We start from the raw sequence: 25,296 nt of genomic DNA on the forward strand, positions 1-25,296 counted from the left end.
TAGCTAAATGCTTTGTACAGTACTCATCCACTGTTCATAAGCTTTCAATGCTTCTTTTTCGTACCCAAGCTGCATCGATTTTAACATCGTTTGAATGATTAATTTTTCATCTTCTGTTGAGTTTCGATTTAAACGGTCGCCATCATAAGCTGCTAATTGAAACCAGATTTTTAAAGAAAGACGATTCCCTGTCGTAATCAATAACTCTCGTAAAATATCTCGACAATTAACCGCTCCCTCTATTTCTAGTTTCACAAAAAAACTATCCCACACAGGTAGTGTGCGAAGAATCTCTGTACAACTTATTACGCGGATTGCTTCCATTTCATGAATTTGTCGCGTTAATGCGACATCTTTCTTCGATTTTTCATCTTCTAATATAAACATCGACAGTATTTCTACGAGCTGATGCTTATGTGTGGACGCAAGAAAAGTACCACCACCGTGTCTTGTTTCAATAAGCCCTAGCAATTCTAAGCTTCGCAAAGCCTCTCTCACAGAGGATCGCCCGACACCTAGACGCTCTGATAGAACTCGTTCGGAGGGTAGTTTTTCACCTGCTTGGATTTTTTCCATTTTAATGAGTTGACGTAGTTGTTGGACGATTTCTAAAAACACTTTTTTTTGTTCGGTTTTTTTATCCATACGACTAACTCCCCTTATCAAAAAAGTGGTCTGACCACTTTTTAACGTTGATTCTAGCTTACAAAAGAACCGTTCAAAAGTAAAGGAAAAACTGCATAAAATTTATGCAGTTTCTATATTCTTGTTTCATTTCATATCTTTTTTGTCGCTTGTGCATGTTTTACTTTGATTTGTAGCTTACCAAAACGCCTCTCCAACACACCATCAATTACTAGCATCTCATCCTCTAGCAATAAATCTTGGACAAGTTGAAAAACTTGAGGGAATAATGTAATCGAAACAGCTCCATACTCATCCTGTAGCTGAACGAAAGCCATTTGCTCCCCTTTTTTTGTACGAATTTTTTTCACTTCTTCAATCATACCAATCATTTTTACATAACTACCATCACGAAGTTGCTTTAACTCGCGACAAGTACTATTGACATCATGCCAGTGTAGTCTTTCTTGTGCTACTGGATGGGTAGAAATATAAAAGCCTAAGCTTTCCTTCTCATGTACTAATTTTTCCTTTTGAGACATCTCTTCTGCCTGCATATATTTTGGCTTACCAAAACTAAGTGTCATAGCTGATGCGAGATCTATATCTTCAGTAGGTCTTAATAACTCCGCATGTTTTAAGGCTGCGTCTACTGTCATGAGAAGAACAGCCCTGTCCTTCTCAAGATAATCAAGCGCTCCAGCATAGATTAATGCTTCCATCACTTTAGCTTTAAAATGCTGTGCACTTAAGGCAACAGCCAAATCAAACATATTATTCAGTACTTCTGGACTTGTTTGACGTAGCGTATTCACTTTCTCTATCAGTGTATGGGGCACACCTTTGATGCCAGATAAGCTATAGCGAATACCTTCATTTTCTACTGTAAAATACTTTGTACTGTTTTTTAAAGAAGGTGGATAAAATGGGATGCCTTTATCCTTTGCCTCATGGACAAGTTGTTGAATCTTATCGACATTACCTGTTGCATTAGATAATAACGCTGCATAAAAGCTTCGAGGGAAATGCGCCTTTAAATAGGCCATTTGATAGGAAATGACACTATAGGCAACCGCATGACTTTTAGGGAAACCATAATCCGCAAAACGCACAATCAGTTCATAGACTTCTTCCGCTACTTGCTGATCAAAGCCTTGCTGTAATGCCCCTTGAATAAATGCAGCACGTTGCTCCTCTAAAACTTGACGATCTTTTTTACTCACTGCACGGCGCAGTAAATCGGCTTGTCCCATTGTAAATCCTGCGAGAACTGAGGCAATTTTAATAATCTGCTCTTGATAGACAATTACACCAAATGTCTCTTGTAAAATAGGCTCTAACACTGGATGGGGCATCGTAACCATTTCTTTGCCAGCTTTTCTTCTTGCATAGACCGGAATAAAATCCATTGGACCAGGACGATAAAGTGCATTTATAGCTACAATATCTAAAAAGTTCGTAGGATGGATATCACGTAAAGCTTGTTTCATTCCGTCTGATTCTAATTGAAAAATCCCTAGCGTATCCCCTTTTTGTAAAAGTTGAAACGTCTTTTCATCATGCATAGGGATTCGTTCAAATTCTATCCAAGGTCCTCCCACTTTATAAATAGACCAACGTATTTGCTCTAAAATGGTGAGATTACGCAAGCCTAAAAAATCCATTTTGACGAGACCGCACGCTTCAATATCTCCCATCGGCCATTGCGTACTATAAATACCATCATGCCCTTCTTCAATTGGTACCGTATTCACTAATGGCGAAGGGGCGATGACAATACCAGCTGCATGTGTAGAGGAATTTCTAGGCAGACCTTCTAATTTTAGCGCTACCTCGAACCATCGCTGATGCTTTTCATTGTCTGCAAGCCAGTTTTGAAAGTCATGTGATTCTGCCATAGCTCTTTGCAATGTAATACCAGGCTTATTTGGAATCATCTTCGAAATTTTTTCTAATGTCTCTGCCTCAAAACCAAAAACCCTTGCAACATCCCTCGCAACTGCCTTTGCAGACAGTGTGCCAAATGTAATAATTTGCGCAACATTGGCTTTGCCATATTTTTGGGCAACATACTGAATCACTTGATGTCTTTTACTATCAACAAAATCAATATCAATATCAGGTAAAGTAATTCTTTCAGGGTTTAAAAAACGTTCAAATAATAAACCATAGGCAAGTGGATCTACTTGTGTAATGGCGAGGCTATATGCCACAAGGGAACCTGCGGACGAACCACGACCAGGTCCAGTCAAAATGCGATTTTCTTTCGCATAGCGCATAAAATCCGCGACAACTAAAAAATAGTCAGCAAAGCCCATGGAACAAATAATTTCAAGCTCATATTGTAGCCGTTCCCGATAGGCTGTAGGTATCGTCATTTGCTGAAATCTTTCTTCTAATCCTGTAAATGCTTCCTTCATCAGCAAGCTTTCAGCTGTTTCATCTACAGGTACAGGAAATTTAGGCATTTGCACAGACATTTCAGGTACAACAGCTTTACAGCTAGCGAGCATTTGTACACTTGCTTCAAGCCACTGTGGATGATCAGCAAACCAATTTTGCCATTCATCTGCTGTCGGTGCAAAATAGCCTTGCACATCGGCCGTTAGCATAGTGTTTCCTAGCTTATCACCTGTATCAATTGCTCTTGCTACTTCATAAGCAAAATGATCTTCTGGACGTAAAAAATAACAGCTTTGAGTGGCAACAAGCGGAATAGACTGTTCTTCGCACCAAATCACTATTTCTTCTTCATTCGCTGTTTTTACTCCATCTGGTCTAGCGATGCCCACATATAATTGCTGTTGAAATAGCTGAATTAAAGCAGTGACCGCAGTATGCCAATCCTCTAAATCTGCAAAATCATTTGTGGAAAGCAGAGCTATACAACCCGCTGCGTATCCCTCAAGCCACTTCCAAGGCAACACTTCGTCTTGTCTAATGGATATAGCACTACTAATCTTTAATAGCTGTTGATAGCCCTCCTGCGTTTGTGCATACAGAACAAGAGGGATGGTTTTCTCATGCCACTGTACGTTAACGGAAAGCCCAATGACAGCGTGGATACTTGCTTGCTGCAATGCTTTACAAAAAGGCAAAAGCCCGTACAATTTCGTATTAACGATTGCACAGGCCTGTGTCTTTTGCTCTTGTAAAAAAGGAATCAATTGCTCAAGCCGAATTGTGCTTTTCAATAAATCCGCGCTCGTATACATTTTCGTATATACATGTGTCAAATGAATCCCTTCCTTTTCTCTGTTAATGATACGCCTTACACATTTCTTGTAATCTTGAAATAACGTGGTCAGCTTCCTCCCATGAATAAGCTGTCGCACCAGATGCAAGCGGATGTCCTCCACCATTAAATTCTTTTGCTAATGTATTAATAACAGGTCCCTTCGAACGTAGACGTACTCGTATTTGATCTACTTCTTCAATGAAAACAACCCACGCGCATATCCCTTTAACACTGCCAAGGCAGCCTACTAATAAAGAGGCCTCAGATGGCACTGTATTATATTCCGCTAACAATTCCTTTGTTAGCTTTACATAGGCAGCTCCATGCTCATCCATTGTAAAGTTTTGATATATATAGCCTTGTAAATTAAGTAGCTTTTGCTCCATTTCATACATACCATCAAAAATTTGATTTCGATCAAAATCATATGTAATCAGCTCTGAAGCCACTTTAAATGTTTTCGCTGTCGTGCTCGGGAACTGGAATCTTCCTGTATCCCCTACAATTCCTGCAAATAATAGGCGTGCAGCAGCATCTGTAAGTTGCCAGCTAGCAACTGCCTTGCCTTCTTCATACAACGCATAAATCATTTCACTGCATGAGCTTGCTGTCGTATCTACCCATAATAAGTCACCATATGCATCGTCATTTGGGTGGTGATCAATTTTTATCACCATTTTTCCTTTTGTATAGCGTTGATCGTCAACCCGCTCTGTATTGGCCGTGTCTGTGACAATTACTAAAGCATTGTCGTACATATCATCTGCTATTTCATCAGGCTGTGCCATAAATGATAAGGAAGCATCATGTTCACCAACAGCAAAGACCTTTTTCTCAGGGTAGTTGGCTAAAATAATCTCTTTTAAACCTTGCTGAGAACCATAAGCATCCGGATCTGGACGTACATGACGATGAATAATGATTGTTTCAAAGGCCTTAATTGTGTCGATGATTTGTCTTTTCACCTTACATTCCTCCAAAATGATAGTAAGAACCGTTAGCATTTTTTTATAATTATCGTTACAATAATGTCTAGTTATGCTAGGAGGTTTACTATGCTCAATTTAATATTTGTATTTGCGATTATCATATCTTTTGTTTTTTATTTCTATTTTAAAACAAAACAATTCCGTTCTCCACTACCAATTGCTAAAAATTGGTATAAAAGTAAGGCGAATATCGGCTTAGGTTCCTTAATTTTATCCTTCGCTTTAAATCAAGCTTATTTATTCCCAGGCTTATTTACATTTATTATTGTAGCAATTCTTGTCGCACTAGGCATCTTAGTTGTTATAGAAAATATAAAAAAAGCACGCCATTATGGGCAATTTGTTGAGGAAGAATTCCGCATTAATCAATAATATATGTACAAAGGGATGACCAAGCAATTGCGCTAGGCCATCCCTTTTTCAATACTTAACGTTCTAATAGTTGGAACATCATCATTGCCTTACCGACAAGCATTTGTTGATTATACACTTCGAAGTCCATTTTCACAAACTTACGACTCATGTCTAAAATGCGAGGCTTAACCGTAAGCGTACTTTCCATTTGAACCGGCTTAATAAAATAAATAGTCATATTCTCAGCCACTGCATCACCACGTTTACGGCGTTTTAAGGCAAATGAACCAACTTCAGCTAGTAAAGTTGTAAAAGCACCATATGAAATGGCCCCATATTGATTGGTCATTTGTGGTGTGACTTTAAACTCTACTATTAGTTCTTCATCACCCAGTACCTTCATCTCATTTTTCACTAAATCATCAATCGTTTCACCATGCTGAGGCTGTCTTTGTGCTAATTGCAGCGCCTTAAGTACATCCTGACGACTAATAACACCTTGCAAAATATTGTCATCATCAACAATTGGTAAGAGATCAATCCCTTCCCAAATCATACGATGCCCAGCAGAAGCTACACTCATTTTCATGGAACCAGCAATCGGATTTTTTGTCATTACTTTTTCAACTAGCTCGTTCTCTTCACGACCAATAACGTCTTTTACGGTAATCATCCCGACTAATTTATTTTGATGTGTGACAACAGGAAATGCACCATGTGTTGTGCGTTCATTTAACTTATGAAAATGATGGATCGTTTCATCATTTTTTAAGGCAGCCGTGTCAGTCATTGGGACATAAATATCTTCAATAAATAAAATATCTTTTTTGATTAATTGGTCATAAATTGCTCGGTTAATCATTGTTGCTACTGTAAACGTATCATAGCTTGTTGAAATAATGGGTAAATCTAATGAATCCGCAAGTATTTTATTATCTTCCGTTGTATCAAAACCGCCAGTGATTAAAACAGCTGCACCCGCTCGAAGTGCATTTTCATGTGCCTTAATCCGGTTACCAACAATCAATAAGCTACCTGCATCTGTATAACGCATCATGTCTTCTAATTGCATTGCACCAATGACAAATTTCGTTAACGTTTTATGTAGACCCGATTTTCCACCTAAAACTTGGCCATCGACAATATTGACAATTTCTGCAAAAGTTAAGCGTTCAATATTTTCTTTCTTTTTTTTCTCAATGCGAATTGTTCCAACACGCTCAATCGAACTTACTAAGCGACGATTTTCCGCTTCCTTTATGGCACGATAAGCCGTCCCTTCACTCACTTGCATTTCTTTCGCTATTTGACGTACTGAAATTTTATCACCCACGGGTAGTGATTCGATGTATTGTAAAATTTTCTCATGTTTTGTAGACAAAATATCACCTATTTCCTAAGCTTCTATTCTGCTCTTAGTGTACCATATTTTTTATAAAAATATTTAATATAAAGTGATCAAATTGTTTAACTTTCCCCATCATTTCAACTACTAGCGTGGTGTCAATTCATATAGTACAGCCCTGTCAACGATTAGAAACAGTTTACTTTTTCGCCAGCTTTCAAAATTTGAACCTCTGTATTTTGCACTAAATCTGCAAAAATTTGTGGATCCTGCTCGATTGGTGGGAATGTATTGTAATGAATTGGTACGACAATTTTCGGCTTTAAGAATGAAACCGCGCAAGCTGCATCCTCTGGTCCCATTGTAAAATTATCCCCAATCGGTAAAAATGCAATATCAATAGGGTGTCGTTCGCCAATTAATTTCATATCACTAAATAGAGCTGTATCACCTGCATGATAAATCGTTAATCCCTCAACAAATAATAAAACCCCTGCTGGCATACCCATATAAATTATCTCATTATTCTCTGTTACATAAGATGAACCGTGAAAGGCTTGTGTAAACTTCACCTTACCAAAGTCAAACTCCTTAGCACCTCCAATATGCATTGGATGCGCTTTTACACCTTGCCAAGAGATCCAATTAGCTAATTCATTTGGGGCAATGACTAACGCATCTTTTTTCTTCGCTAGCTCCACTGTGTCCCCAACATGATCATTATGTCCATGTGTAAGTACAATAATATCTGGTGCTTCTCCTGCCACCGTTAAGTCTGTTTGCCCATTGCCATTAATAAAAGGGTCAATTAAAATTGTTTTCCCGTTTGTTTGAATTTTGACAACTGAATGTCCATGATAACTAATTTCCATTTTAAAATCCTCCTCGAAAACCAAATTACAGTTCATCATTTTAATTCGCTACTCATGCGCTTTTTCCCTTTTTTTGATATGCTTGTACAGAGAATAATCGTAGTGTTCTCTAACAGCCTTATACCCTGTTAGCGCACAATTATTCAGTACTAGAAAAGGAACATCGACATTGCTTTATAGAGTCGACGCTTTTTTACGTAAAATTTCCCATGTACTAAAAGGAGGACATATTGATGTCAAAGGTCGAAGAAATCCAAAGTTATTTACAGCAACATCACATCGATGCAGCATTCGTAACAACACCTGACAATGTTTTTTACGTTTCAGGCTTTAAAAGTGATCCACATGAAAGATTACTAGGAGTCATGATTTTTAAAGATGCCGAGCCTTTTCTAATTTGTCCACAAATGGAGATTCCAGATGCGAAGGCAGCAGGTTGGTCTTATGAGGTAATCGGCCATCAGGATACTGAAAACTCAATGGACGTTCTTGCGCAAGCAATCATTTCACGCCAAGTTAATCCGACTACGTTTGCTATTGAAAAAGCGCAACTAATCGTCGAGCGTTTAGAAGCTTTACAGCAATCATTCCCACAGGCTAACTTTGTTCGCCTTGATGAAAAGATTAATGCTATGCGCGTCATCAAAGATGGGACTGAATTAGAAAAATTACGTAAAGCTGCGGAGCTAGCAGACTATGCAATTGAAATCGGTTGTAAGGAGATCGCTGAAGGGAAAACAGAAATGGAAATTCTAACAGCGATTGAAAGTGCTATTCAAGATAAAGGTTGCAAAATGTCCTTTGAAACAATGGTATTAAGTGGTCCAAAAACGGCCTCTCCTCACGGCAAGCCAGGTGCACGTAAAATTGAAAAAGGGGATATGGTATTATTTGACCTTGGGGTTATTTACGATGGCTATTGCTCAGATATTACGCGTACTGTTGCCTTTGGGGAGCCTAGTGAAGCACAGAAGGAAATTTATCACGCTGTTTTAGCTGCCAATACAAATGCTGTCGCAGCTGTAAAACCAGGTATTCGTGCGATGGACTTAGATAAAATTGCACGTGATACTATCACAGAAGCTGGCTATGGTGAATATTTCACTCACCGTCTTGGTCATGGCCTTGGAATTTCTGTGCATGAATTCCCATCCGTTACAGGTGCAAATGAAATGACGATGGAAGAAGGCATGGTCTTTACAATTGAGCCAGGGATTTATAAATCAGATGTGACAGGCGTACGCATTGAGGATGATGTAGTTGTAACGAAAGATGGCGTTGAAGTATTAACAAAATTCCCGAAAGATTTAATTGTTCTATAATTACACACAAAAAAAGGAAGCAACTAGTGTAGTGCTTCCTTTTTTGATTTATTGAATTAACTCATCCACTTCGACAAATGGAAGACCTTGTGAATCTGCCACTGCTTTATAGACTAGTTGTCCATCTAATGTATTCACACCTTTTTTCAGTGCCGCATTATCTAGGCAAGCTTGTTTATAGCCTTTGTTTGCAATTTGAAGTGCATATGGAATTGTATTATTTGTTAAAGCAATTGTTGATGTGCGCGGTACTGCTCCTGGCATATTTGCTACTGCATAATGTACTACGCCATGTTTCACGTATGTTGGGTCATCATGAGTTGTCACACGATCAGACGAAGCAAAAATACCGCCTTGGTCAATCGCAATATCGACTACAACAGAGCCAGCTTGCATTGACTGAATCATTTCTTCAGATACAAGTTTCGGTGCTTTTGCGCCTGGTATTAACACCGCACCAATGACTAAATCTGAATCTTTCACTGATTCTGCAATATTATAAGGATTTGAAATTAATGTTTGAACATCACGACCAAACAGATCTTCTAATTGACGTAAACGTTCTGGGCTTAAATCGATTACTGTCACATCCGCACCCATGCCAACAGCGATTTTTGCAGCATTTGTTCCTGCGATACCACCACCGATTATTGTCACCTTGCCACGCTGCACACCTGAAACGCCACCTAATAAAATACCTTTACCAGCATGGTTTCTTTCTAAGAACTGTGCACCGATTTGCGTAGCCATTTTACCAGCTACTTCACTCATAGGCGTTAACAATGGTAATGAACCGTTTGCTAATTGCACTGTTTCGTAGGCAATACCTACAACCTTTTTATTTAAAAGTGCCTGAGTTAGTTCAACCTCTGGCGCTAAGTGTAAATACGTAAATAAAATTTGACCTTCATAGAAATAATCATATTCAGAAGCTACAGGTTCTTTTACCTTCATGATCATTTCTTGTGACCATGCTTCTTTAGCAGTTTGAACAATATGAGCTCCTGCTGCAATGTAATCAGCATCCGTAAAGCTTGACCCTAAGCCTGCTCCAGTTTCAATGTATACCTCATGACCTGCGTGTGTTAAAGTTACAACTCCTGCTGGTGTCATGGCTACACGATTCTCATTGTTTTTAATTTCCTTTGGAATACCAATCTTCATTGTTTCCTATCCCCTTCCATAGCATAAAAAATAAGCATCATTATTATGTAACTAAGAATTGATGCACCCCTTGCCATTCCATATTACCAAACAAATGCAAAAAAAGCTTTAACTAAAGCAAATACAAATAAAATTTCTAACATTTATAAAATACTAAATATTTAAACGATGAATAATGGTATAAATTATTATATTTGAAAACTAAAAAGACGGCTATAACAGTTGCTAACGAAGTAAATACTTCCACAAGTTCTACCGATCAAAAGGCGTTTACACGCTGTAAATAGTGGGAATTAAGTAAGTGTATATAATTGACATTTTGAAATGAAATGTCTTCACTTTTTCATATTTTTCTTTCGGAAAGTATTTCCTTTAGAAAATCATTTGGTATAATCAACATATACAAATTAGGGAGGTTTTTCAAAATGGCTAATCATTATAAAAGCATTGTTGTTGCAGTAGACGGCTCAAAAGAAGCTGAATATGCATTTCGTAAGTCAATTGATGTTGCAAAACGAAACGAAGGTGCTGTCTTAAATCTAGTAAATGTTATTGATACACGTTCATTCGCTGCAATCGAAGCATATGACCGTTCCATTGCAGAACGTGCTCAAGCATTCTCTGAAGAGCTATTAAATGGTTACAAAAAACAAGCTGAAGATGAAGGCTTAACAAACGTTAATCTTATCATTGAGTACGGCTCTCCTAAAAATATCATTACAAAAGAGCTTTCTAAAGTCGTAGACGCAGATCTAATCATTTGTGGTGCAACTGGTCTAAATGCAGTTGAACGCTTCCTAATCGGTTCAGTATCTGAAGCAATTGTACGTTCAGCTAAATGTGACGTACTTGTTATCCGTACACCAGAAAACTAATTCGCAATACATAAAAAGGTATCCTTCCATAGGATACCTTTTTACATTGTGTTGAAAAACAAAACGATCACTAGAATTTCTATGAAGGGTGAAAAAGGCTTTTCATTCTAAAGGACGCTGGTCCAACAGAAATCACCCTCACCTTACCAAAAGGTCTTTTTCTGCTAGTAGTAACATCATCTTTTTACTTATGTCGGCTTCCAGAGCAATTATTTGCCCTCTTTCCACATCCTCACTTTTTCAAAGAACAGCGCAAGAGCTTGCTTATTCTGCATATTCGGTACTTTTGCTAATAGTACTTCTTTAGGTGCTTTCAATTCCTTTGCTTGCTTTTGCAAAATCACAATACTTTTTTCTAATGCCTTATTGGCAAACATAGCCTCAGGTAATTGAATAATGGCTTGAATCCAAGCATGCTTTTGAATGTACTTGTGTAGTTGCTTAGACTGCTCGGAGTCAAAAAGATGTGATGGCGCAAGGAAAAATAAATAGCCGCCATCCTTCGTATAATTCATCGATTGCTCAATGAATAGATGATGAGCATAACTCATCCCCTCTGCTGCGCATAATTCATAATCGAGTGCTACTTCTTCATTAGGATAATAGCCTACAGGTAAATCACAAACAACGGCATCCACTGGGTTTACCAATAAATCTTCTAAGGCATCTTGACGGTATAAGGAAATAGGCTGTTCTGTTAAATCAGCAGTAGCAGCAGCAAGACGAATTAATAGCTCGTCAACCTCTACGCCTGTCGCTTCCACTTTTCCATCTAATAAATTCATGACTGTTAGTAGTAAATTCCCCGTACCTACGGCTGGGTCCATAATTGACATTTTTTCGTTTGCAAGGCGCTCTTCAAATATTTGCTCCACAAAATAGCCAACTAGTAACCCTAACGTATCAGGTGTCATTTGATGGTTTGGCTGCGACCCTTTGCGCATTCCTTTTAAAATAGCGATTTGAATAGCTTTGCGAATATCCTCTTTTGTTGCATCCTTTTGTGAAAAATTCACTTCGCCATCAAGCCATGCCTCAAGACCATCTAGCAACCCTTCTAACAATGTTAAATCTTGTTCTTTTTCGATCTTTTCAGCATGCTCATTTAGCAGACCAAATAATTTCTCGATGTTTTCCATATTTAAACTTCCTTTCACGCAGAAAAGAGCCGTGACAAACTCTCGTCACAGCCCCTTTGTCTAGTATTATCTTAGCCTAAAAGCAGCTCATTATGCTAGTGCTTTAACAGCTGCAATGGCCGCTTCATAGTTTGGATGATCTGTAGCTTCAGGTACATATTCAACATATGTTACTTTATTATTTGCATCCACAACGAATACTGCACGTGTCAGAAGACGTAATTCTTGAATGTACACGCCATACGCTTCACCAAATGAAAGATCGCGGTGATCTGATACAGTTTGCACTGCATCAATACCTGCTGCACCACACCAACGCTTTTGAGCGAATGGAAGATCGACAGATACTGTATAAATAACTACATTGTCACCCAGGTTAGCTGCTTCTTCATTAAAACGGCGTGTTTGTGCATCACATACACCAGTATCTAATGATGGTACAACACTAAATAGACGAATTTTACCTTCTGAATCATTTAATGTTACAGGTGATAGGTCATTCGCTAATACCGTAAAATCTGGAGCTTGATCGCCCACCTTTACTTCATTTCCTACTAGTGTTACTGGACCATTTTTAAATGTTACTTGTGCCATATAAACGCCTCCTTATTTCATATGTACATAATATTACTAAATGAAGGGAATTAATTGCAACTAAGATAGCTTACTTTAGAAGAACTAGCTTAGAAATAGGAAAGACTGTCTCGAATTAGGAGACAGCCTTTTGTTTATTGTTCATTTTTTTCCTCTAGCTTGGCTAGTTCTATTTTTTCCTCTTGCACAGTCGTTTCTATCTGCTCTTGCTGTTTTGGCAAAGCGGCTGGTGCTGGATCCTTTTCAACAAAGACTTTTTCGTGCACCACTGCTGTATCTGCAAAATAATCATGTAACCCTTGATTTTCTGGTAAAATGACTACCAAAATATACAGAGGCATAAAAATATTATTGATAATGCGGCCAATCCAATCACGGAATAACACATCTGACCAAGTAAGCTTATCATGCTTTAATGAAATAACACGTAAGCCAAAAACCATTTTTCCAAGTGTTTGCCCAAAGAACTTTGTCATCAGTACAAAATAGCTATAATAGAGGCTCGCTGTGATGATTGAAATCGGTGCATACCAAACAGATTCTGATAAGGACCAATCCATTAGATAAAAGATAGGATTGATAAGTATTCCAACTACAGCAGAAATAATGAATCCATCTAATAAAAATGCCCAAAACCGAATCCAAAAACCAGCCGTTTTTAAAGCATAGTTTTTATGCTTTACTGACTCATCTGGAGCGTTCATAAGAAAGCCATTTTCCATAGAGGGTGAACCTTGCATAACAAATTCATTGTTTGTCATTGTACTCCCTCCTTAGTATTCCCCGTATAAATACATCATTTTCGGTGCACTGTAGTCGGTCATAATTTTCATTAGCATTTTTTCTTCTGCAGATGGACCAAACATGGAGCCAATTTTCATCCCAACGTATGATTGCCAGCCTCCCATATCGTACGCATACTCAAATAAAGCAGCATCTTCCAGTCCATAATCTGCACGTAGAGCAGCGATGGCTGCTTCTTCATCACCAATTTCATCGATTAAACCTGCTTCAAGCGCTTTTGTGCCACCAAGAATACGACCATCTGCAACCTTCTTCACTTCTGCTTCAGACATATTACGTCCCTGCTCTACAATGTCTACAAATTCTTCATACGTTTCATTAATCATATCCTGCATCATTGCACGTTCTTCTGGTGTCACTTCACGCATTGGGCTTAGCATATCCTTATGCTCCCCTGATTTAAACGTTTCAAATTTAACTCCTACTTTTTCAGCCAATGCTTGGTAGTTAATGGATTGCATAATGACGCCAATTGAGCCTGTTATTGTATCACGATGGGCAAAGATTTTATCTGCAGGTGCTGAAATATAATAACCACCTGATGCTGCCATCGAATCCATCGATACATAAATTGGAATTTGTCGTTCTTCTTTAATTTTTAGCAGCTTTTTATAGATTTCTGCAGATTCTTTCACACCACCACCTGGTGAATTGACGCTTAAAACAACGCCCTGTATCGAATCATCATACAAAATATTATCCAATTGCTCTAAGAAAAATGTATGATCATAGGCAACTGGTTGCCATAATGTACTTGAGCCGATATCTTGAATCGCTCCATCTACCTTTAAATAAGCAATTCGCTTATCAAAATTGTCCCCTTCAATGACATTTTCATATACATCTAAATTATTCCCAGCCATCAAACTATCAAAATTACCTAGGAAATCTGCTTTAAATAGGGCAAAAATGGTATTAATTCCTAATGAAAATAGTAAAAGAACACCTGCGACTACTAAAGCAACCCACCTTTTTACATTCATGTCTTTCCGCCTCCTCAACACGTAATACGAATGACTTGCTTATTTGTTTCATTTTTTTGCAATAATATGCAAAAAGCTTGTTGCTATTTATTTCCTCATATTACCTTACCTAAAAAAATAAAAAAAATCAAAGTCCATACCTTTGCATGAACTTTGATTTTCGACATTATTTCCTAGGAAATGATGATGAATGGCATTGCTTTGTTTCTTGTTGTCGTAATTCAACTCGTCGAATTTTTCCAGAGGATGTTTTGGGTAGCTCTTCGACAAATTCAATAGCACGTGGATATTTATATGGGGCAGTCAATGATTTCACATGACTTTGAAGTGTTTGAATAAGTGTTTCATCACCAATTTCACCATTACGAAGAACAATAAATGCCTTTACAATATTTCCTCGAACTTTATCTGGACTGGCAATGACAGCAGCTTCTTTCACAGTTGGATGCTTCATCAAAGCATCCTCTACTTCAAAGGGACCAATTGTATAACCCGAGGAGATAATGACATCATCTCCTCGACCCTCAAACCAAAAGTAGCCATCTTCATCTTTGTAGGCACGATCTCCTGTTATATACCAATCACCACGGAATTGTAAATTTGTACGTTCAGGATCATTTAAATATTTTTTAAAGAGAGCTGGTGTTTCACGATGAACAGCAATATCACCCACCTCTCCCACTGCAACAGGATTGCCGAAATCGTTAATAATATTAACAGTGTTGCCAGGAGTAGGTTTTCCCATTGAGCCAACTCGCGCCTCCATCCCTACCATTGTACCAACAAGTAATGTATTTTCCGTTTGACCATAGCCATCTCGCACTTGTAAATGGAATGTTTCTGAAAATACGTTGATAACCTCACTATTTAACGGTTCACCTGCTGATACAGCTTGGCGAATTGCATGTAAATCATATGCGTGTAAATTTTCAAGTGATGCCATAAAACGATATTCAGTTGGTGTACAGCATAATACATTGATTTTGAATTTTTCAAGCATTGCCAAATAGGAAGCAGCATCAAATTTACCTTTGTAAACAAATGCAGTAGCACCACTGCCTAATGTAGCGAGAAAGGGACTCCATATCCATTTTTGCCATCCAGGTGCTGCTGTTGCCCAAACAATATCATTTTCTTGTACACCTAACCAATGTGGTGCTGTTGTTCGTAAATGAGCATAGCCCCAGCTGTGTGTATGTACCGCTGCCTTCGGGTTACCTGTTGTGCCGCTTGTATAGGCTAAAAATGCATTATCAGTACTTTTTGTCGGAGTCGGATTTATGTAAGTTGTAGGTTGATGGTGCATTTTTTCTAGTAAAGGCTGCCAAGGCTCATGTGCTTTCCCTATGACAAATTGCTGTATGCCCTGTAAATTTCCAACTTCATCAAATTGTTCAATATAGGGCTCATAGGCAACAACCCCTTTAGCATTGGCGTGATGAATGCGATACTCAATATCTTTTGTTCTTAACATTTCTGAGCTTGGAATGATGGTTAAACCTGCTTTTAATGCTGCAATATAAACAATATATGCTTCCACTAAGCGTGGTACCATCACTAAAATCACATCACCCTTCGTTAAACCTTGTAAGGTGAAAACATGTGCTGCTTGATTCGCTTTTTCCATCAAATGTGCATATGTAATAAATTGTACAGCTTGATTTTCTTCATAAATAATTAAAGCATTTTTCGTTGCATCCTGAGCATATTTTTCAATTTCCTCTGTTATGTTATACCATTCTGGTGCAACTAAATCTTGTCTTTTCATGGCAAATGCCCCCTTTTGCTATGACACATTATAAAACTCCTTTTTCAGTATTTTCAATGGTTTGCGCTTAATTTAGGTAAAGTCATGACAACTATCATACCTAGCTATATGGCATCAGTCACGTTTTGTCGATAGGAAAACTAGCTATTGAATACAAATGAAAAGTATGGTACATTTTGGTCAACTAAAAGCAAAATTGCAGGGGGACTCGAAAGAGTTGAGAAGGTAAAACCTGACCCTTTGAACCTGTTAGTTAATACTGACGTAGGGAGCAACAGACATCGATTTTTTCAGATGAAAGGCTCTTTTTCGTGTATTTTCACATAAAAAGAGCCTTTTTGCATGCTTACGTCCATCCACAAAGGAGGACTAAAATTAAAATGATATTTCAAACAATTCGTCAACAGCAACCACTTATTCATTGCATCACAAACTATGTGGTGGCAAATTTCCAAGCAAATGGTTTATTAGCATTAGGTGCTTCGCCCGTTATGGCTGACGATAGCCAAGAGGTTGAGGAAATGGTAGCAATGGCACAAGCATTATTAATTAATATCGGGACACTCAATACTCGCACCAAAAACGCCATGCTGTTAGCAGGAAAAAAAGCTAATGCACTTGGCATTCCAGTTATATTAGATCCAGTTGGGGCAGGGGCTACAACTTATCGCAAGGAAACCGTTCAATACTTACTTGAAAACATACAATTTGCCGTAATTCGCTGTAATATCGGTGAGCTTGCGGCTATAGCCAATGTAGATTGGCAACAGAAAGGTGTAGATAGTGGTCATGGCTCCATGTCACTGGAGACGGAAGCATTACTAGTGGCACAACGATATAATTGTATCGTTATTGTAACAGGTGAACGTGATCTTATAACAAATGGTGAGCATAGCCAGTGGATAGCTGGTGGCCACCCACAAATGACAGAGGTCACTGGTACTGGCTGTTTACTTAGTGCGCTTTGTGGTGCTGCCTATGTCGCAGGTAACAAGCCATACAACCAATTAGCAGAAACACTCACTTACTATAAAAAGGCAGCAGTACTAGCTTCTGCATTCACTGCAGATATCGGTGATTTTCAAATAGCTTTGCTTAATGCTATACATCGTTTATCAAAGGATGGTGAAGCATCATGCATATTGTAACGACGATTGCTGGATCAGATAGTGGTGGCGGTGCTGGTATACAGGCTGATTTAAAAACATTTCAGGAATTAGAGGTGTTCGGCACTTCCGTTATTACAGCTTTAACTGCACAAAATACAACAGGCGTGACAGGTGTTTTCCCCATTGACATTTCGTTTGTGGAAAAACAATTTCAAGCGTTAGTCGAAGATTTTCCGATTGCTGCAATGAAAACAGGCATGCTTTATTCCTCTGGTATTATCCAAGCCATCGCACGCATGATCGGTGAATTAAACATACCACTAATTGTGGATCCCGTGATGATTGCAAAAGGTGGAGAAAGCTTATTACAGCAAGAAGCTATTGAGGCGTTACGCTCATCTTTACTACCACTAGCTACGATTGTTACGCCAAATATACCCGAAGCAGAGGCTCTCACGGGGAGAACCATTCGCCATTTTGAGGATATGAAACAAGTGGCTCAAAGCTTTTTACAGCTAGGTGTACAATGCGTCATTGTAAAGGGTGGGCATTTAGCAGAACCACTTTATGCCATTGATTATGTATTTTTCAAAAATGGACAATCTTTTTCGATGCAGTCTCCACGAATCCAAACCAAAAATACACATGGTACTGGCTGTACATTTTCAGCAGCACTCACTGCTTTTCTTGGACGAGGTTTAGCGATGGAAGAGGCTATTATCGAAGCTAAAAAATTTATTCAATTAGCGATTATGCATGATTTAGCCATCGGCAACGGGCACGGACCTACAAATCATTTCGCTTATCAACAGCATAAGGAAGCCTGTGAGGTAATTATTCATGAAACGTGAGGATTTACAGCTTTATTTTATTATGGGGACAGGCAATGTTTTTCAACAAAATCCCATCCATCTCCTCGAAAAGGCATTGCAAGCTGGCATTACGATGTTTCAATTTCGCGAGAAAGGGTCTCTTGCCTTAACTGGATTAGCCTATGAACAATTTGCACGCCAATGTCAAAAACTTTGTCAGCAGTATAATGTACCGTTTATCGTTAACGATGATATAGAGCTCGCTTTGCGAATTGGTGCCGATGGCGTTCATATTGGACAAGATGATTTAGATGTTGAAATAGCACGTAAAAAAATCGGGAACATGATACTTGGTGTTTCTGTACATTCACAGGAAGAATTACAAACAGCTATAGACCATCATGCTGATTATGTAGGAATTGGTCCAATCTTTGCAACAACATCTAAAAGTGATGCACAACCACCATGCGGTACAAATTTTTTACAGCAAGCTTATCATCTTTATCCTGAATTACCGATTGTAGCGATTGGTGGGATTACTTGTACAAATGCACATTCTGTTTTTCAAGCAGGTGCTGATGGTGTTGCCGTTATTTCTGCTATCTGTGAAAGTCAAGACATTGCACACACTGTATCTACATTTACGTCATTATCTCGCATAAAAAAATGATCTATAAACAAACTAAAACCAGTGCCTTTTATGGTCACTGGTTTTAAGTTTATAAATGCTTAGTCAGCATTTATTGGTTGTTTGGCATACCTTTTAATTGAGATTCTGCCATTTGTACAAGACGTTTAGTGATTTCACCACCAACGGAACCGTTAGCACGAGCTGAAGCTTCAGCTCCTAATTGAACACCAAATTCTTGTGCAATTTCGTATTTCATTTGATCTAGTGCTTGTTGTACACCAGGTACTGCAAGCTTGTTTGAACTGCGGTTGTTGTTTGAAGTCATGTGTCTCACCTCCTTGTGAATATAGAATGTGCGATATTCGATTTTTAATACGAAAATTTTAAAGGTAAATTGTACCTCTAATGGCATCTAGCCAGTAATATAAAAAAGCCGTCTCAAAATGGACTTTGAGACGGCTTTGAATCCTTATAATAGTTCTGCAAACTTATCTTGTTGTTGCTCTTCTTTCTTAGGGAAAATATAGACCTCTCGATTTTTTACTGCTCGCTCGATTAGCTCATCAAAATCAGAGAAGCTTTCATAATGCTCGACCTTTTCAAGCTTCGGCTTTGTTTTTGGACTTGTAGGTGTAAAAATCGTACAGCAATCTTCAAATGGCTGAATAGATGTTTCGTATGTGCCGATTTTTTCTGCAATATCAATGATTTCGAGTTTATCTGATGAAATTAACGGACGCAAAATAGGTGTATTCGTTACAGCATTAATCGCTGTTAAACTTTCAAGCGTTTGACTCGCTACCTGCCCAAGACTTTCACCTGTTACAATGGCAAGTGCCCCAATTTCCTCACGCACCTGATCAGCTACTTTCAACATCATACGGCGTGTTGTTGTCATCGATACATTAGAAGGCACTTTCTCTTTAATAAGAACTTGTATTTCAGTAAATGGAATGACATGTAAACGAATACTAGCACCAAATTTCGTTAGTTCATTGGCAAGTACCTTTACTTTTTCTAATGAATTTTCGCTTGTATATGGTGGACTAAAGAAGTGAATCGCTTCTAATCGCACGCCTCGCTTCATCATTAAATAACCTGCAACAGGGCTATCAATACCACCAGATAACATTAATAAAGATTTTCCATTAGACCCTACAGGCATTCCACCTGCGCCAGGAATAACTTGTGCCATCATATATGTTGCATCATGACGAACTTCTACACGTAGTTCAATATCAGGCTGCTTCACTTTGACTGATAAATTTTGAAATTGCGGTAAAACATAGCCACCAATCTCACGTTGGATGGCATGAGATTCTAAAGGAAATGTTTTATCGGTACGTTTCACTTCTACTTTAAATGTATGCTGCTCATCTTTAAATGTCTCCATTATAGTGATGGCAAGTTTCTTCATACTTTCTATATCTTTTTCACATGCAGCCACAGGGCTAAAAGATTGAATACCAAAAATTTTAGGTAAGCCTGTTACGAGTGCCCGCATTTGTGTTTCGTTTTCTATAGCAATAAACATACGATCACGCTCTGTACGAATATGCAGCTGTCCTAGATCGGCAAAAGCATGACGAATATTTTCACGTAAGCGACGGATAAAATCCATTTTGTTGCGACCTTTTGTAGAAAGCTCACCATATCGAATTAAAATTTCTTTCCAAATCATTACTTAATTTCTCCTTTGAGTTCCAGTATGACTTCTGCTAGTACTTGTTTAAACTTTTCTATATCTTGTGCTGTGTTATGCGCACCAAAGCTCATACGAATTACACCTTTTTTATAATGCTCATCGAGGTGCAGAGCCTCGACAACATGGCTTGCTTTCGTTTGCTTCGATGAACAAGCACTTGATGTTGACACAATGATGCCACGTTTTTGCATAGCATTAATAATGACTTCCCCTTTTAAATCACGAACACTGAACGATAAAATATGTGCAGCTCCTTGTGGAGTCGATAAAATATGCACTGCCTCTCCGTATCCTTTTAGTTGCGTACGAATTTCATCTTGCCATTGACGGTATTTCATTGCACGGTCATTCAATGTTTCTACTGCTAATCGAGCCGCTTTTGCTAATGCAGCTGCTTGCGGTACCGCTACAGTACCACTTCGCAAACCAAATTCCTGACCTCCACCAAGTGCATAAGGCTGCCATCTCATGCTTTTACGAAAAGCTAATACACCTGAGCCTTTAAAGCCATGAATTTTATGACCAGAAATAGCAATACTGTCTGGACCTTCTTCTCCATTAAAGGACACAGCTAATTTCCCAAAGCTTTGAACAGCATCAACATGAAGAGCTGCTCTACTCATTTCATGAATCATTGCTGCTGCTTCCTTAATAGGCTGGATAGCACCCATTTCATTATTCACATGCATAATGCTAACTAAAATTGTATCTTTACGTATTTTAGCACGCAGCTCCTCTAAAGAAATGACTCCATGTTGATCAACTCGAAGATAGTCAACCTCATAGCCCTCTTTTGTAAGCTGTTTAACTGTTTCTAAAACCGATGGATGTTCTATTTCAGTCGTTAAAATATGCTTTCCTATATGTGTATTACTACGTGCTATACCAAAAATAGCTGCATTATTTGACTCGGTCCCACCTGAAGTAAATAGCACATTTTTTGCCTCTGTCTGCAAAATATCTGCTACTTGCTCACGTGCACGCATTAATAAATCATTTGCTTCAACTCCCATGGCATGGATGGATGCAGGATTGGCATAATACTGCTCATTCACTACCATAAATGTCTGCATAACCTCTGTTAAAGGTTTTGTTGTTGCACTATTATCTAAATAAATTGTCTTAACCATCACTTTTCACACACTTTCAAAACGTTGATTTAACGGTATTTATCATAACGCAATCTTTGGCGATTGACCACTAACTTTCACGATTCTTCAAATTTTAAATAGCATATTACACTTTTTTCAACATTGTAATAAAAACTGTTGGTGTACTAAATTCACTATCTTTGACAAAGCCGAATTTTTCATAAAGACAAATGGCTCTCTTATTAAATCGGGCCACAGTTAAACGAAGCGGTAGTTGATGCTCTTGTTGAATTGTTTTGACAATAAACGAAAAAAATGCCGTCCCTAAGCCTTGACCAGTTAGATTGGGCTTCATACCGATGCCGATATCTACATAGCATTCTGCATATGCCCCAATGTCATGTCCTTTCGGTACTTGTGCGGCTGTGCCTGTGCAATAATAGCCGATTAACTCCTCCCGCTCATTAAAGATAGCATAGTAGGGATTTTCGAGCATTTCTTGTAAGGTTTCATCTGATAAATCATTATTATAAAAATCGTATGGTGCTGCATAATGCCATTGTAAAATTTCACTCGCATACTTCTCATTCATTTCTCGTAGCGACAGCTTCAACCGTATCACACCTTTCCCTCTATTTAATAAAGAAAGCTGTCTAAAAAGTAATCGCTATACTTTTTAGACAGCTAACAGTTATTTGAATTAATTTGACATAGACTCTTCTGCAACCATTTCTTGAATACGTTTTAAAGCACCTGGCTCCATCTCTTCAACAGCTGTTCCTGCTTCTTCTAATGCTTTCGCATAACGGAATTGATGGAATGCCTCTTCAGCTTCTTTTAAACGCGCGTTCAATGTTGGATTCGAAGCACGATGACGATTTCCATACTGAATAATACGTTCAATAAGCATAACATTTTCTATTAACTCATGTGCTTTGACTTTTACATCCTCTACGCACAGTGTGGCAGCATTTAAATTATTATGAACAGTCCCCATATTTAGCGGTACTTCTTGCAGGCTTTGCATAACAATGTAGATGTGCTCTGCAGCCTCATCAAGACGTGCATCCATTTCCTCAGGGATTCCTGGGATATTGGCCTTGTTCAATAAGCGATCTGTATCTTGTAATATTTTCTTTAAATTTTCAACTTGAGCGCGGGCTTTATTTTCATCAATTCGAAGTTTCTTCATTGTATTTGATAAATGTCCTTGCTCCTCATGAATTCGTTCAAGCTCTTCACTAATTTCGATTAATTCTTCCTGTAAACTAGAATAAGCCGATTTTTCTTCTCTCACACGCATAGCTAATAAGTCGTAGCGACGTTGTAATGCTTCTAATTGCTTTAATGCAGCTTTCGGAATTTCTGCATCCTTTTCGTTCAAATGATAACTTTGTTGCACATAGGTCGCTTCATCATTCACTAATTTTGTTGAAGAAATAACATTAGTGATGGAGCTTAATAAACGCTCACAATTTTGATCAACGTAATTTTTAGCAATAACCTCTTTTTCAAGTAAATCATAAAAATGATCGATTTCTTCATTTATTTCTGTCACACGAGGTTTAACTACTGTTAAATTAAGCGCTGCTAAGTCTTTTTTTAATTCATCAAACTCTTTTTCATACTTATTTAATGCCTCAGTCAATTCTAAATGCTGTAAATAGTAAGATTGATCTTCCATTTCACGCTGACCATTCCGCAATTCCTGAACCGCTCCTGGTAGCTTCACTTGTAATTCCGTTAAAATAGTTGGGACATCATTAATAAATTCAAAGGTCTGCTGTGATTCTTGATTTAAACTAATGACAATTTCGCGTGCTTGCAAATAATTCCCATCATTTGTCAATACATCAAACTCTTCAAACTTTTGTACAAATGTTTCTAGCTTTTTCTCAAGTGCAGGTAACGCTACACCAAATGAATGTTGGTGAGCAAGCAAAGTCTTTCTTGCTGAGCGATAATATTCCTTTAATTGTTCAATTTCAATTCGATTTTTTTCTTCGCTGCCAATTAATTCATTCAGTTCTTCTAAAATTTTATCTTTATCTTGTTCGCATTTCTCAATATAATCTTCAATTTCACGTTCTATAAACGTCGCTTTTTTAAAACGAAGTCGATTAATTTGATCCTCAGCATCAAATAGCAATGAATCAATTTTAGTCATATGTACATCGATGACCTCATCCCAAGTATTGCGCCATCGTTCAAACATTTCTTCCGTTTCACCGTTCATGTTTAAAGATTTTACTTTTGAAATTTCTTCATTTATAGGATTATGTTGAATTTGTAATTTTTCATTTTCAAGTTTTGCAATGATTGCAACATGTTTTCTTCGCATCATAAATCCTACTATGGCTAAAATTAATAGTAGGATAATCGGAATGATGATATACTCCATCGTAAGCCTCCTATTCTACAATAAACGAATTGGCTAGTTGTCTTTATTATATACTATGTTTTCGCCTTTTGTACTAAAATTTAAGTGTTTTTCAGAAAACTGTATTTTCGCTATTGTGAAATACTTAAATAGCGCATCTATAGAGCTAAAGGAGTGGTAAATTATGAAACGTGATGGGCATATACATAGTCCTTTTTGTCCACATGGCAGTTCAGACTCTTTCGTGCAATATATTGAAAAAGCAATTTCTCACCATTTCACTGATATCACCTTTACTGAACATGCCCCATTACCAAAAAATTTTGTCGATCCTACCCCGCAAAAAGATAGCGGAATGAATCCACATGATCTCATGCCCTACTTTGAGGAATTGCAACACCTACAAAAACAGTATGCACAAGATATTCGCATCCGAATTGGGTTAGAAGTTGACTATATCCAAGGTTTTGAACAAGAAACTCGGCAATTCCTTGATACATATGGACATTTTTTAGATGATGCGATCTTGTCTGTCCATTTTTTGCAATGGCAAGATTCCTTTGTCTGTATCGACTTTTCTCCTGAGTGCTTTATTGATTTTTCAAAAAAAGTTGGCTCTGTTAAACAGGTTTATGATTTATATTATGATACTGTCCTACAATCCATTAAGGCCGATCTTGGTCCATACAAGCCGAAGCGGATTGGGCATCCATCTCTTGTTCATAAATTTCAGCTAGTGCATAATGAAAAAATCAATGATGCCTCACGCATCAAAGAAGTATTAGACAGCATGAAATGTGGGGGCTATGAGCTAGATATAAATAGTGCTGGTTTAAGCAAACAATATTGTCAGGAGCCTTACCCTCCATTTACTTTTATCAAGTATAGTCAAGCTATTGAACTGCCATATGTATTTGGTTCGGATGCACATAGCACAACGGACTTACATCAACATCATAATGTTATATTACCAATATAAATAATTTTTAAACGAGGTGCTTATATGTTTACAAAAATTAATTACGAAGGATCAATTGCTGGCCAATATCTGACATTATCCAAACAATTAGATGCACTACTGACTGGCGAAACAGATTTGATCGCCAATTTAAGTAATGCCTCAGCACTTTTAAATCAGTTTTTAACTGACATTAACTGGGTTGGCTTTTATATCCTACAAGAAAATGAGCTTGTACTCGGACCATTTCAAGGTCTTCCAGCCTGCGTGAGAATCCCCATTGGTCGTGGCGTTTGTGGAACATCCGTGGCAACGAAAGAAACGATTGTTGTCAAAGATGTGCACGAATTTCCAGGACATATTGCCTGTGATGCTGCTTCACAGTCCGAAATTGTGATTCCATTGATAAAACAAGGCAAGATCATTGGTGTCCTTGACATTGATAGCCCCATTGTGAGCCGTTTTTCAGAGGAAGACCGCAATGGCTTAGAACAATTTGTCCAAACATTACTTCTTCATTTATAAAATATTAAAAAATT

The 25,296-nt window shown here is 38.0% G+C and carries 24 protein-coding genes and 1 riboswitch; of the genes, 8 read left to right on the forward strand and 16 right to left on the reverse strand.

Annotated features, from left to right (window positions below; genetic code table 11):
- Window positions 1–3 precede the first annotated feature (3 nt).
- The 3 genes from MHI22_RS10090 to MHI22_RS10100 form a co-directional block, all read right to left on the reverse strand.
- On the reverse strand, window positions 4–645 hold the full coding sequence (locus tag MHI22_RS10090) for a FadR/GntR family transcriptional regulator (RefSeq protein WP_036118914.1): 642 nt from the start codon (window positions 643–645) through the stop codon (window positions 4–6).
- A gap of 131 nt (window positions 646–776) precedes the next feature.
- Window positions 777–3,860, reverse strand: a complete 3,084-nt coding sequence (dnaE, locus tag MHI22_RS10095; RefSeq protein WP_340811866.1) for a DNA polymerase III subunit alpha — start codon at window positions 3,858–3,860, stop codon at window positions 777–779.
- Between the two features lie 22 nt (window positions 3,861–3,882).
- Window positions 3,883–4,827, reverse strand: coding sequence for a DHH family phosphoesterase (locus MHI22_RS10100; protein WP_089934172.1), 945 nt, complete (start codon window positions 4,825–4,827; stop codon window positions 3,883–3,885).
- 90 nt (window positions 4,828–4,917) lie between these two features.
- Between MHI22_RS10100 and MHI22_RS10105 the strand changes: the two genes are divergently transcribed.
- The gene (locus MHI22_RS10105; protein ID WP_036118909.1) at window positions 4,918–5,223 is read left to right on the forward strand and encodes a YtpI family protein; all 306 of its coding nucleotides are present in this window, start codon (window positions 4,918–4,920) and stop codon (window positions 5,221–5,223) included.
- A gap of 55 nt (window positions 5,224–5,278) precedes the next feature.
- Here the strand turns inward: MHI22_RS10105 and MHI22_RS10110 are convergent, their stop codons facing one another.
- Together MHI22_RS10110 and MHI22_RS10115 are read right to left on the reverse strand one after the other, a co-directional pair.
- A complete protein-coding gene (locus MHI22_RS10110) occupies window positions 5,279–6,586 on the reverse strand; it encodes a DRTGG domain-containing protein (RefSeq protein ID WP_058843387.1) in 1,308 nt (435 codons plus the stop codon).
- 152 nt (window positions 6,587–6,738) lie between these two features.
- Complete coding sequence (locus MHI22_RS10115) at window positions 6,739–7,422, reverse strand: metal-dependent hydrolase (protein ID WP_089934174.1); 684 nt, start codon at window positions 7,420–7,422, stop codon at window positions 6,739–6,741.
- Window positions 7,423–7,655: 233 nt separating this feature from the next.
- Here MHI22_RS10115 and MHI22_RS10120 point away from each other — a divergent pair, with 233 nt between their 5' ends.
- Window positions 7,656–8,744: a M24 family metallopeptidase gene (locus tag MHI22_RS10120; protein ID WP_089934177.1), complete on the forward strand. Its 1,089-nt coding sequence runs from the start codon at window positions 7,656–7,658 to the stop codon at window positions 8,742–8,744.
- Window positions 8,745–8,792: 48 nt separating this feature from the next.
- Here the strand turns inward: MHI22_RS10120 and ald are convergent, their stop codons facing one another.
- Window positions 8,793–9,908, reverse strand: coding sequence for an alanine dehydrogenase (gene ald / locus MHI22_RS10125; RefSeq protein WP_036118902.1), 1,116 nt, complete (start codon window positions 9,906–9,908; stop codon window positions 8,793–8,795).
- A gap of 425 nt (window positions 9,909–10,333) precedes the next feature.
- Here ald and MHI22_RS10130 point away from each other — a divergent pair, with 425 nt between their 5' ends.
- Window positions 10,334–10,783 (forward strand): universal stress protein, encoded by a 450-nt coding sequence (locus MHI22_RS10130; protein WP_036118901.1) that lies wholly within the window; start codon window positions 10,334–10,336, stop codon window positions 10,781–10,783.
- 209 nt (window positions 10,784–10,992) lie between these two features.
- Here MHI22_RS10130 and MHI22_RS10135 read toward each other — a convergent pair whose 3' ends face one another.
- The 5 genes from MHI22_RS10135 to mbcS all read right to left on the reverse strand — a co-directional run bounded on the left by MHI22_RS10135 (window position 10,993) and on the right by mbcS (window position 16,071).
- Complete coding sequence (locus MHI22_RS10135) at window positions 10,993–11,922, reverse strand: class I SAM-dependent methyltransferase (protein ID WP_271910709.1); 930 nt, start codon at window positions 11,920–11,922, stop codon at window positions 10,993–10,995.
- Window positions 11,923–12,012: 90 nt separating this feature from the next.
- Window positions 12,013–12,516: a thiol peroxidase gene (gene tpx / locus MHI22_RS10140; RefSeq protein ID WP_004226187.1), complete on the reverse strand. Its 504-nt coding sequence runs from the start codon at window positions 12,514–12,516 to the stop codon at window positions 12,013–12,015.
- A gap of 134 nt (window positions 12,517–12,650) precedes the next feature.
- Window positions 12,651–13,277 (reverse strand): RDD family protein, encoded by a 627-nt coding sequence (locus tag MHI22_RS10145; RefSeq protein ID WP_340811868.1) that lies wholly within the window; start codon window positions 13,275–13,277, stop codon window positions 12,651–12,653.
- 12 nt (window positions 13,278–13,289) lie between these two features.
- Entirely contained in the window at window positions 13,290–14,303 is a 1,014-nt protein-coding gene (gene sppA / locus MHI22_RS10150; RefSeq protein WP_036118896.1) for a signal peptide peptidase SppA, read from the reverse strand.
- A 166-nt stretch (window positions 14,304–14,469) separates the two neighbouring features.
- Entirely contained in the window at window positions 14,470–16,071 is a 1,602-nt protein-coding gene (mbcS, locus tag MHI22_RS10155) for an acyl-CoA synthetase MbcS (protein WP_340811870.1), read from the reverse strand.
- A 190-nt stretch (window positions 16,072–16,261) separates the two neighbouring features.
- Window positions 16,262–16,359: riboswitch (TPP riboswitch) on the forward strand.
- Between the two features lie 92 nt (window positions 16,360–16,451).
- Between mbcS and thiM the strand changes: the two genes are divergently transcribed.
- From thiM to thiE, 3 genes are read left to right on the forward strand one after another with little or no spacing between them, the layout of a single operon-like run.
- A complete protein-coding gene (gene thiM / locus MHI22_RS10160; RefSeq protein WP_036118892.1) occupies window positions 16,452–17,219 on the forward strand; it encodes a hydroxyethylthiazole kinase in 768 nt (255 codons plus the stop codon).
- On the forward strand, window positions 17,207–18,031 hold the full coding sequence (gene thiD, locus MHI22_RS10165; protein WP_036118890.1) for a bifunctional hydroxymethylpyrimidine kinase/phosphomethylpyrimidine kinase: 825 nt from the start codon (window positions 17,207–17,209) through the stop codon (window positions 18,029–18,031). Before thiM ends, thiD begins: the two co-directional genes overlap by 13 nt.
- Window positions 18,021–18,662: a thiamine phosphate synthase gene (gene thiE, locus MHI22_RS10170; RefSeq protein WP_036118877.1), complete on the forward strand. Its 642-nt coding sequence runs from the start codon at window positions 18,021–18,023 to the stop codon at window positions 18,660–18,662. The genes thiD and thiE overlap by 11 nt, the downstream gene beginning before the upstream one ends.
- Before the next feature lie 70 nt (window positions 18,663–18,732).
- Here the strand turns inward: thiE and MHI22_RS10175 are convergent, their stop codons facing one another.
- The 5 genes from MHI22_RS10175 to ezrA all read right to left on the reverse strand — a co-directional run bounded on the left by MHI22_RS10175 (window position 18,733) and on the right by ezrA (window position 23,820).
- Window positions 18,733–18,948, reverse strand: a complete 216-nt coding sequence (locus tag MHI22_RS10175; RefSeq protein WP_036118875.1) for an alpha/beta-type small acid-soluble spore protein — start codon at window positions 18,946–18,948, stop codon at window positions 18,733–18,735.
- A 144-nt stretch (window positions 18,949–19,092) separates the two neighbouring features.
- Window positions 19,093–20,304, reverse strand: coding sequence for a tRNA uracil 4-sulfurtransferase ThiI (gene thiI / locus MHI22_RS10180; RefSeq protein WP_340811872.1), 1,212 nt, complete (start codon window positions 20,302–20,304; stop codon window positions 19,093–19,095).
- A complete protein-coding gene (locus MHI22_RS10185) occupies window positions 20,304–21,458 on the reverse strand; it encodes a cysteine desulfurase family protein (protein WP_340812711.1) in 1,155 nt (384 codons plus the stop codon). The genes thiI and MHI22_RS10185 overlap by 1 nt, the downstream gene beginning before the upstream one ends.
- Before the next feature lie 106 nt (window positions 21,459–21,564).
- Window positions 21,565–22,011 (reverse strand): GNAT family N-acetyltransferase, encoded by a 447-nt coding sequence (locus MHI22_RS10190; RefSeq protein WP_254777867.1) that lies wholly within the window; start codon window positions 22,009–22,011, stop codon window positions 21,565–21,567.
- Between the two features lie 108 nt (window positions 22,012–22,119).
- Window positions 22,120–23,820: a septation ring formation regulator EzrA gene (ezrA, locus tag MHI22_RS10195; RefSeq protein WP_036118869.1), complete on the reverse strand. Its 1,701-nt coding sequence runs from the start codon at window positions 23,818–23,820 to the stop codon at window positions 22,120–22,122.
- A gap of 163 nt (window positions 23,821–23,983) precedes the next feature.
- On the opposite strand from ezrA, the gene hisJ reads away from it, so the two are divergent.
- Window positions 23,984–24,778 (forward strand): histidinol-phosphatase HisJ, encoded by a 795-nt coding sequence (gene hisJ / locus MHI22_RS10200; RefSeq protein ID WP_271910712.1) that lies wholly within the window; start codon window positions 23,984–23,986, stop codon window positions 24,776–24,778.
- Window positions 24,779–24,802: 24 nt separating this feature from the next.
- Complete coding sequence (locus tag MHI22_RS10205) at window positions 24,803–25,282, forward strand: GAF domain-containing protein (protein WP_036118867.1); 480 nt, start codon at window positions 24,803–24,805, stop codon at window positions 25,280–25,282.
- Window positions 25,283–25,296: the final 14 nt, after the last annotated feature.

It is taken from the genome of Lysinibacillus sp. FSL L8-0312 (genome assembly GCF_038003285.1).
Taxonomy (GTDB): domain Bacteria; phylum Bacillota; class Bacilli; order Bacillales_A; family Planococcaceae; genus Lysinibacillus; species Lysinibacillus fusiformis_D.

Coding starts and splice junctions, on each gene's coding strand:
- MHI22_RS10090 (WP_036118914.1), bottom strand. CDS start 645: ATGGATAAAAAAACCGAACAAAAAAAAGTGTTTTTAGAAATCGTCCAA.
- MHI22_RS10105 (WP_036118909.1), top strand. CDS start 4,918: ATGCTCAATTTAATATTTGTATTTGCGATTATCATATCTTTTGTTTTT.
- MHI22_RS10115 (WP_089934174.1), bottom strand. CDS start 7,422: ATGGAAATTAGTTATCATGGACATTCAGTTGTCAAAATTCAAACAAAC.
- MHI22_RS10120 (WP_089934177.1), top strand. CDS start 7,656: ATGTCAAAGGTCGAAGAAATCCAAAGTTATTTACAGCAACATCACATC.
- ald (WP_036118902.1), bottom strand. CDS start 9,908: ATGAAGATTGGTATTCCAAAGGAAATTAAAAACAATGAGAATCGTGTA.
- MHI22_RS10130 (WP_036118901.1), top strand. CDS start 10,334: ATGGCTAATCATTATAAAAGCATTGTTGTTGCAGTAGACGGCTCAAAA.
- MHI22_RS10135 (WP_271910709.1), bottom strand. CDS start 11,922: ATGGAAAACATCGAGAAATTATTTGGTCTGCTAAATGAGCATGCTGAA.
- tpx (WP_004226187.1), bottom strand. CDS start 12,516: ATGGCACAAGTAACATTTAAAAATGGTCCAGTAACACTAGTAGGAAAT.
- MHI22_RS10145 (WP_340811868.1), bottom strand. CDS start 13,277: ATGACAAACAATGAATTTGTTATGCAAGGTTCACCCTCTATGGAAAAT.
- sppA (WP_036118896.1), bottom strand. CDS start 14,303: ATGAATGTAAAAAGGTGGGTTGCTTTAGTAGTCGCAGGTGTTCTTTTA.
- mbcS (WP_340811870.1), bottom strand. CDS start 16,071: ATGAAAAGACAAGATTTAGTTGCACCAGAATGGTATAACATAACAGAG.
- thiM (WP_036118892.1), top strand. CDS start 16,452: ATGATATTTCAAACAATTCGTCAACAGCAACCACTTATTCATTGCATC.
- thiD (WP_036118890.1), top strand. CDS start 17,207: ATGCATATTGTAACGACGATTGCTGGATCAGATAGTGGTGGCGGTGCT.
- thiE (WP_036118877.1), top strand. CDS start 18,021: ATGAAACGTGAGGATTTACAGCTTTATTTTATTATGGGGACAGGCAAT.
- MHI22_RS10175 (WP_036118875.1), bottom strand. CDS start 18,948: ATGACTTCAAACAACAACCGCAGTTCAAACAAGCTTGCAGTACCTGGT.
- thiI (WP_340811872.1), bottom strand. CDS start 20,304: ATGATTTGGAAAGAAATTTTAATTCGATATGGTGAGCTTTCTACAAAA.
- MHI22_RS10185 (WP_340812711.1), bottom strand. CDS start 21,458: ATGGTTAAGACAATTTATTTAGATAATAGTGCAACAACAAAACCTTTA.
- MHI22_RS10190 (WP_254777867.1), bottom strand. CDS start 22,011: ATGAATGAGAAGTATGCGAGTGAAATTTTACAATGGCATTATGCAGCA.
- ezrA (WP_036118869.1), bottom strand. CDS start 23,820: ATGGAGTATATCATCATTCCGATTATCCTACTATTAATTTTAGCCATA.
- hisJ (WP_271910712.1), top strand. CDS start 23,984: ATGAAACGTGATGGGCATATACATAGTCCTTTTTGTCCACATGGCAGT.
- MHI22_RS10205 (WP_036118867.1), top strand. CDS start 24,803: ATGTTTACAAAAATTAATTACGAAGGATCAATTGCTGGCCAATATCTG.